Origin of the sequence: Pseudomonas sp. NPDC089758, from assembly GCF_044748705.1 — a bacterium.
GTDB classification, from domain to species: domain Bacteria; phylum Pseudomonadota; class Gammaproteobacteria; order Pseudomonadales; family Pseudomonadaceae; genus Aquipseudomonas; species Aquipseudomonas putida_X.
The window spans coordinates 420,085-427,168 of sequence record NZ_JBIVGN010000001.1 but is presented as its reverse complement, the minus strand read 5'-3'; the positions used below and the strand labels follow the sequence as shown (position 1 = coordinate 427,168).

Here is a 7,084-nt window from a genome sequence, read left to right as displayed (position 1 = left end):
CCACACGACAGGCACATAGCTCAGTTGGTTAGAGCACCACCTTGACATGGTGGGGGTCGTTGGTTCGAGTCCAATTGTGCCTACCAAACATCAGAGAAGGCGATCCGAAAGGGTCGCCTTTTTTGTGTCTCGCTTTTATGGGCGGCCGCGTCACCCAGGCCGGCAGGCTGCTGAAAGTTTTTGATTTTTTTGAAAAAAACGCTTTACAGGTACGCATTCGGTGACTAATATGCGCACCACACGACAGGCACATAGCTCAGTTGGTTAGAGCACCACCTTGACATGGTGGGGGTCGTTGGTTCGAGTCCAATTGTGCCTACCAAACATCAGAAAGGGCGATCCGAAAGGGTCGCCCTTTTTGCATTTATGCGTTTCTCGCAGGTGGCCGGTATGTAGCAAGGTGTAACGTATGGTCGCGGTCCGGGCCATGGGTCGCCATGCTAGAATTCGCCGCTTCGAAACGGGAGATACACGCGTGCGCAAACTGGCAGTGGTAATGGCAGTGCTGGCCCTGGTGGGCTGTGAGAATGAGGTTGAAGGTGTGCACAAACAGGTGGCCGAGCACCTGCACAACCCCAGCACCGCCAAGTTCGGCAACGTGCGGATCGACACCAAGGGCACCATTTGCGGCCAGGTGCGTGGCAAGGACGATGCCGGGCAGTACGAAGCTTACCGCAGCTACGTCGCCATCAAGGGTGACGATGGCCAGTACGACATTATCGTCGACGACAATGGCAACAACCTGCGTATTCGCGAAATGTGCGGGGGCGCTGAGTTGCAGCGCCGCGCCGAGGCCCTTGCCGATCAGCCTGCCCCTCAAGGCTGGGATGTCGAGGTGATCCAGGGCGCCAACATGGGTGCATTGAGCGACATGACCGCCCGCCTGATCGAGAAGGGCATCCCATCCTCGGTCGAATACCGCAATGGCAAGCCGGTGGTGCTGCTGGGGCCGTTCCCCACCAAAGAGGAAGCCGAGGCACGCAAGGCAGAGGTCATGGCCAAGCTGGGTACGGATTCGGTTGTCATCCAGCACGGCGCGCAGCGCTGATAACAGCGTACCGCACCCTTCGTAGCATGGCCTCGGTGGCTGCCGGCTCGCCGGCGAGCACCGGGCCAGCCGCTGCCATGCATCGAGTCGCCTGGCCTGTACAGGGGTGAGCCGCCCCTTGTCAGTGCCTGTGAAAGCGCCGGAACAGACGCCTGTCATCTGTAACCCTACCGGTCTATGCTTGTTTGGGAGACGGTTTGAAGCGGGGAGGGCCTCATGTCTACACTGGAGCGGGCCATCCTGGTGGCCACCAGGGCGCATGAAGGGCAATACGACAAAGGCGGTGCGGCGTATATCCTGCACCCGTTGCGGGTGATGATGCGGGTGTCCACGCCCGAGCAGCGCATCGTCGCTGTGCTTCACGATGTGATCGAAGACACGCCGCTTACGCTTTCCGACCTGGCCCGCGAGGGTTTCACGCTCAAGATCCTGGCCGCGTTGCTGGCCTTGAGCCGGCGTGATGGCGAAAGCTACGAGGACTTCGTGGTGCGCCTGGGCTGCGACCCACTGGCGCGTACCGTCAAAATGGCCGACCTGGCCGACAATAGCGACCTTTCACGCATCGCCCGCCCAGGCCCGGCCGACCTGAGGCGGCTGGCCCGTTATCAGCAGGCCAGCGCTTACCTGCAGGCGCTGGCCTAGGCCCAGATTCGCATCGCCCAGGCCCGTGCGAGTCAGTCGTCCTTGGGCACCGTCCAGAAAATCTGCACGCCGCCATCATCGCGGTGGGCGAGGGTGACGTTGTCGTTCTCGGCGATCTCCTCAAGCAGGGTTTCCCAATCGTCGGGCGACTCCTGCTCCAGGCGGAAGATCAGGGCGGCGCGGCTACGTTGAGCGATGGGGCTGTTGATGATCTTCTGGATGCGCGTACCCATCAGTTCATAACTGCTCGGCGTTGCAGGGGCGGTACTGGCCACGGGGCTTTTCCTTGTTTTGCTGTATGCGCATACAGTATTTCACTGTAGGGTATTTCGCAACTGCGTGTAAGGTAAAAAAGCGGAGGACCGCGGGTGGCCGATACATGGGGAATGAAGCCGGTTGAAGGGCCGGCTAAGCCAGCCCGCCGGCCCCAGTCATGCCGCGATCAGTATTCCCAGAAAATCCGCTGCAGCTCTTTGCTGTCCTGGGTCTTGGTCATTGCCACCATCGCCAGGATCCGCGCCTTTTGCGGGTTAAGGTCGTGCGCTACAACCCAATCGTTCTTGTCATCCGGCTGCTCGGCGTTGCGCAGCACGAAACCGCCCTGGTTGACGTGCGACGAGCGGATGATCTGCACACCCTCCTTGCGTAGCTCCTGCAGTGCCGGCACCACGCGCGAGGACACCGACCCGTTGCCGGTTCCGGCATGAATCAGGGCTTTTGCGCCGTTCTGTGCCAATGCCTTGTAGGCCGTGTCGGTCACGTTGCCGTAGCCGTAGGCGATGTCGACCTGCGGCAGGCTGCTGATCTGCTTGATGTCGAATTCCGAGTTGACGGTGTGACGCTTGGCCGGCATGCGGAACCAGTACGATTTGCCTTCCACCACCATGCCCATCGGGCCCCAGGCGCTCTTGAAGGCTTCGGTCTTGATGTTGACCGCCTTGCTCACATCGCGGCCGGACTGGATCTCGTCGTTCATGGTCACCAGTACACCCTTGCCCCGGGACTGCTTGTCGCTGGCCACGGCTACGGCGTTGTACAGGTTGAGCATGCCATCGGCCGACATGGCCGTGCCCGGGCGCATGGAGCCCACCACCACGATCGGCTTGTCGGTCTTTTCTACCAGGTTGAGGAAGTAGGCGGTCTCTTCCAGGGTGTCGGTGCCGTGGGTGATGACGATGCCGTCCACGTCCTTGCTTTCGGCAAGTTCGGCGACGCGTTTGCCCAGCTTGAGCAGGTCGTCGTTGCTGATGCTTTCGGAGGCGATCTGCATCACTTGCTCGCCGCGCACGTTGGCAATGTCCGCAAGCTCCGGCACGCCGGCGATCAGCTTGTCGATGCCCAGCTTGGCCGCCTGGTACGTGGCGCTGTTGGCAGCGCTGGCGCCGGCGCCGGCAATGGTGCCGCCGGTGGCCAGGATGACCACGTTGGCTAGCTGCTGCTGGGTTTGGGCTTCTTTGGCCGAAGCGGTGGTTGGCAGAATCAGCAGCAGCGCCAGGGCGCTGGGTGCGAAGGACTTCAGTGCAGCATTCATAATTATTGTTCTCTCTTCCTAAATGAGATTTTGCTGTGTCGCACAGGGTGCAAGGCAGTTTTCGTACCATCCTTGGCTGGGCGCGGTAATTCTCTGCGCGCCGCGGTGGCTGTGGGTTGGGATTAACCCCAAGGCGCCGCAGGCGGGCCCCTTGGTTCGGAAATCCGAACAAAAATAAGAAAAGCTGTTCGGTTTATCGGAAAAATCCCAGATAATCTGCGGCATAAGTAACTTGCCATCGCCAGCGAAACGGATTTGACAAAACCTCGTCCTGTTTCCATAGTTAGCCAACGCAAACGTTTGCGATCCGATAAAAACCACAAGATTCGGAGTCATCTCCCATGAAACTGCCGTTCCCCGGTCGTCTGCTGGCGCTCGCCGTCATTTCCTCGCTGTCGCTTGCCTTGCCACTCGGCGCTGCCCATGCGGAAGACAAACCCAAGGTCGCTCTGGTGATGAAGTCCCTGGCCAACGAATTCTTCCGCACCATGGAAGATGGCGCCAAGGCCTACCAGAAAGACCACGCCAACGAATTCGACCTGGTGGCCAATGGCATCAAGGACGAGACCGACACCAGCAACCAGATCCGCATCGTCGAACAAATGATCGCCACCGGCGCCAACGCCCTGGTAATCGCACCGGCCGACTCCAAAGCCTTGGTGCCTGTGATCAAGAAAGCCATGGACGCCGGCATCACTGTGGTCAACATCGACAACCGCCTGGACCCTGACGTACTCAAGAGCAAGAACCTCAGCGTACCTTTCGTTGGCCCCGACAACCGCAAGGGCGCACGCCTGGTAGGTGATTACCTGGCCAAAGAGAAGCTCAAGGCCGGTGACCAGGTCGGCATCATCGAAGGCGTGCCGACCACCACCAATGCCCAGCAGCGCACCGCCGGCTTCAAGGATGCCATGGAAGCAGCGCAGATGAAGATCGTCTCGGTGCAATCGGGCAACTGGGAAATCGACAAAGGCAACAACGTCGCCGCCGCGATGCTCAACGAATATCCCGACCTCAAGGCACTGCTGGCCGGTAACGACAGCATGGCCCTGGGCGCCGTATCGGCCGTGCGCGCGGCCGGTAAGACCGGCAAGGTGCAAGTGGTGGGCTACGACAACATCAACGCCATCAAGCCCATGCTCGAGGACGGCCGCGTACTCGCCACCCTCGACCAGGCGGCCAGCCAGCAGGCGGTGTACGGCATCCAGGCGGCATTGCAGATGCTCAAAGGCCAGAAGCCGAACGTGGACGCCGACAACGTCATCCAGACCCCGGTCGAACTCATCACCAAGCCTTGACGGCCAGGAGACATGGCCATGCCTGTAACGGCCAATGAAGTGCTGCTCGCTGCCAGCGGCCTGGGCAAGCGCTACACGCAACCGGTGCTGGGCGACGTCAGCCTGGCCCTGCGCGCCGGCGAAGTGCTGGCCCTTACCGGCGAGAACGGCGCGGGCAAGAGCACCCTGTCCAAGCTCATCAGCGGGCTGGAAACACCCACCACCGGGCACATGACCTTCCGCGGTCAGCCCTATGCACCTGGTAGCCGCAGCGCCGCCGAGCGCCTTGGCGTGCGCATGGTCATGCAGGAGCTCAACCTGCTGCCGACCCTGACCGTGGCCGAAAACCTGTTCCTCGACAACCTGCCCAGCCGCTTCGGCTGGATCAGCCAGAAGCGCCTGCGCCAGTTGGCCACGGCCGCCATGGCCCAGGTCGGCCTGGACGCCATCGACCCGGATACCCCGGTGGGCGAATTGGGCATCGGCCACCAGCAGATGGTGGAGATCGCACGCAACCTGATCGGCGACTGCCATGTGCTGATTTTCGACGAACCCACCGCCATGCTCACCGCCCGCGAGGTGGAACTGCTGTTCACCCAGATCGAGCGCCTGCGCCAGCGCGGCGTGGCCATCGTCTACATCTCGCACCGCCTGGAGGAGCTCCAGCGCGTGGCCCAGCGCATCGTGGTGCTGCGCGACGGCAAACTCGTGTGCGACGAGCCGATCCAGCGCTACAGCAGTGCCGAGCTGGTCAACCTGATGGTCGGCCGCGAGCTGGGCGAACACATCGACCTGGGCCGCCGCCAGATCGGCGCGCCGTTGCTCAAGGTCGACCGGCTGTGCCGCGGCGACAAGGTGCGAGAGGTGTCGCTGCAGGTCAGGGCAGGGGAGATCTTCGGCATCTCCGGGCTGATAGGTGCCGGCCGCACCGAGTTGCTGCGGCTGATCTTCGGCGCCGACCGCGCCGACAGCGGCAGCATCGAAATCGGCCAGCCGCTCAAGGCGGTGACCATCGATTCGCCCAAGGCAGCGGTCGAGGCCGGTATCGCGCTCATCACTGAAGACCGCAAAGGCGAAGGCCTGCTGCTGACGCAATCGATCAGCGCCAACATCGCTTTGGGCAACCTCGCTGCGCTGTCCCGCGCCGGGGTGGTCGACGGCGACGCCGAAAAGGCCCTGGCCGAACGCCAGATCACCGCCATGCGCATCCGCAGCGCCAATGCCGCCCAGGTGGTCGGCGAGCTGTCCGGCGGCAACCAGCAAAAGGTGGTGATCTGCCGCTGGCTGGAGCGTGACTGCCAGGTGCTGCTGTTCGATGAACCCACCCGCGGCATCGATGTGGGGGCCAAGTTCGATATCTATGGCTTGCTGGCCGAGCTGGCGCGCCAGGGCAAGGCCCTGGTGGTGGTGTCCAGCGACCTGCGCGAGCTGATGCTGATCTGCGACCGCATCGCGGTGCTGTCGGCCGGCCGCCTGATCGACACCTTCGAGCGCGACCACTGGAGCCAGGACCAGCTCCTTGCCGCCGCTTTCGCCGGCTACCAGAAACGTGACGCCCTGCTGCACGACGCAGCGCCCAGGATGGATGTATGAAAACCACACCTCTCGACACACAGGCCGGCGCCCCCGTGCGCCGCAGCGGCACCTACTTCGGCCTCGGCACCTACCTGGGCCTGGCGGGCGCCTTGCTGGCGATGATCGTGCTGTTCTCGTTGCTCAGCAGCCACTTCTGGTCATACGCCACCTTCAGCACCCTGGCCAACCAGATCCCTGACCTGATGGTGCTGGCCGTGGGCATGACCTTCGTGCTGATCATCGGCGGTATCGACCTGTCTGTGGGCTCGGTGTTGGCGCTGGCGGCATCGGCCGTCAGCGTGGCCATCCTCGGCTGGGGTTGGAGCGTGCTGCCGGCCGCCTTGCTCGGCATGGCCGTCGCCGCGCTGGCCGGCAGCGTCACCGGGGCGGTCACAGTGGCCTGGCGCATACCCTCGTTCATCGTCTCGCTCGGCGTGCTGGAAATGGCCCGCGGCCTGGCCTACCAGTTCACCGACTCGCGCACCGCCTACATCGGCGATGCCTACGCCTGGTTCTCCAACCCCATCGCCTACGGTATCTCGCCGGCCTTCATCATTGCCTTGCTGGTGATCATCCTGGCCCAGCTGGTGCTGACCCGGACCGTATTCGGCCGCCACCTGATCGGCATCGGCACCAACGAAGAGGCCGTGCGCCTGGCCGGCATCGACCCGCGCCCCTACAAGGTGCTGGTGTTCGCCCTGATGGGCCTGCTGGCTGGGCTGGCCGCGCTGTTCCAGATTTCCCGCCTGGAGGCCGCCGACCCCAATGCCGGCGCCGGCCTGGAGCTGCAGGTGATCGCCGCTGTCGTGATCGGCGGCACCAGCCTGATGGGCGGGCGCGGCTCGGTCATCAGCACGTTCTTCGGCGTGCTGATCATCTCGGTGCTGGCCGCAGGCCTTGCACAGATCGGCGCTTCAGAACCCACCAAACGCATCATCACCGGGGCGGTCATCGTCATCGCCGTGGTGCTCGACACCTACCGTAGCCGGCGAGCAGGCCGGCGGAACTGAA

General features: G+C 62.9%; 7 protein-coding genes and 2 tRNA genes. 7 read left to right on the top strand and 2 right to left on the bottom strand.

The features are described 5' to 3' along the window. Positions 1-9 precede the first annotated feature (9 nt). From ACIPZH_RS02060 to ACIPZH_RS02045, 4 genes are all read left to right on the top strand, one after another. Positions 10-86, top strand: a tRNA-Val gene (locus ACIPZH_RS02060). Positions 87-245: 159 nt separating this feature from the next. Then, positions 246-322 (top strand) — tRNA-Val (locus ACIPZH_RS02055). Positions 323-475: 153 nt separating this feature from the next. Then, the gene (locus ACIPZH_RS02050; RefSeq protein ID WP_400634882.1) at positions 476-1,048 is read left to right on the top strand and encodes an SPOR domain-containing protein; all 573 of its coding nucleotides are present in this window, start codon (positions 476-478) and stop codon (positions 1,046-1,048) included. Positions 1,049-1,264: 216 nt separating this feature from the next. Then, a complete protein-coding gene (locus tag ACIPZH_RS02045) occupies positions 1,265-1,690 on the top strand; it encodes a GTP pyrophosphokinase (protein WP_241806495.1) in 426 nt (141 codons plus the stop codon). Positions 1,691-1,722: 32 nt separating this feature from the next. Here the strand turns inward: ACIPZH_RS02045 and ACIPZH_RS02040 are convergent, their stop codons facing one another. After that, the gene (locus ACIPZH_RS02040; RefSeq protein ID WP_241806494.1) at positions 1,723-1,965 is read right to left on the bottom strand and encodes a DUF1654 domain-containing protein; all 243 of its coding nucleotides are present in this window, start codon (positions 1,963-1,965) and stop codon (positions 1,723-1,725) included. Between the two features lie 167 nt (positions 1,966-2,132). Beyond that, positions 2,133-3,221 carry an asparaginase gene (locus ACIPZH_RS02035; protein ID WP_400634880.1) on the bottom strand — a complete coding sequence of 363 codons (1,089 nt, stop codon included), beginning with the start codon at positions 3,219-3,221 and terminating at the stop codon, positions 2,133-2,135. 341 nt (positions 3,222-3,562) lie between these two features. Between ACIPZH_RS02035 and ACIPZH_RS02030 the strand changes: the two genes are divergently transcribed. Genes ACIPZH_RS02030 through ACIPZH_RS02020 form a run of 3 tightly spaced genes read left to right on the top strand, consistent with a single transcriptional unit; the run spans position 3,563 to position 7,083 of the window. Further along, positions 3,563-4,519, top strand: a complete 957-nt coding sequence (locus tag ACIPZH_RS02030) for a sugar ABC transporter substrate-binding protein (protein WP_400625600.1) — start codon at positions 3,563-3,565, stop codon at positions 4,517-4,519. A gap of 18 nt (positions 4,520-4,537) precedes the next feature. Then, positions 4,538-6,091, top strand: a complete 1,554-nt coding sequence (locus ACIPZH_RS02025) for a sugar ABC transporter ATP-binding protein (protein ID WP_400634878.1) — start codon at positions 4,538-4,540, stop codon at positions 6,089-6,091. Next, the gene (locus ACIPZH_RS02020; protein WP_400634876.1) at positions 6,088-7,083 is read left to right on the top strand and encodes an ABC transporter permease; all 996 of its coding nucleotides are present in this window, start codon (positions 6,088-6,090) and stop codon (positions 7,081-7,083) included. The genes ACIPZH_RS02025 and ACIPZH_RS02020 overlap by 4 nt, the downstream gene beginning before the upstream one ends. Position 7,084 lies beyond the last annotated feature (1 nt).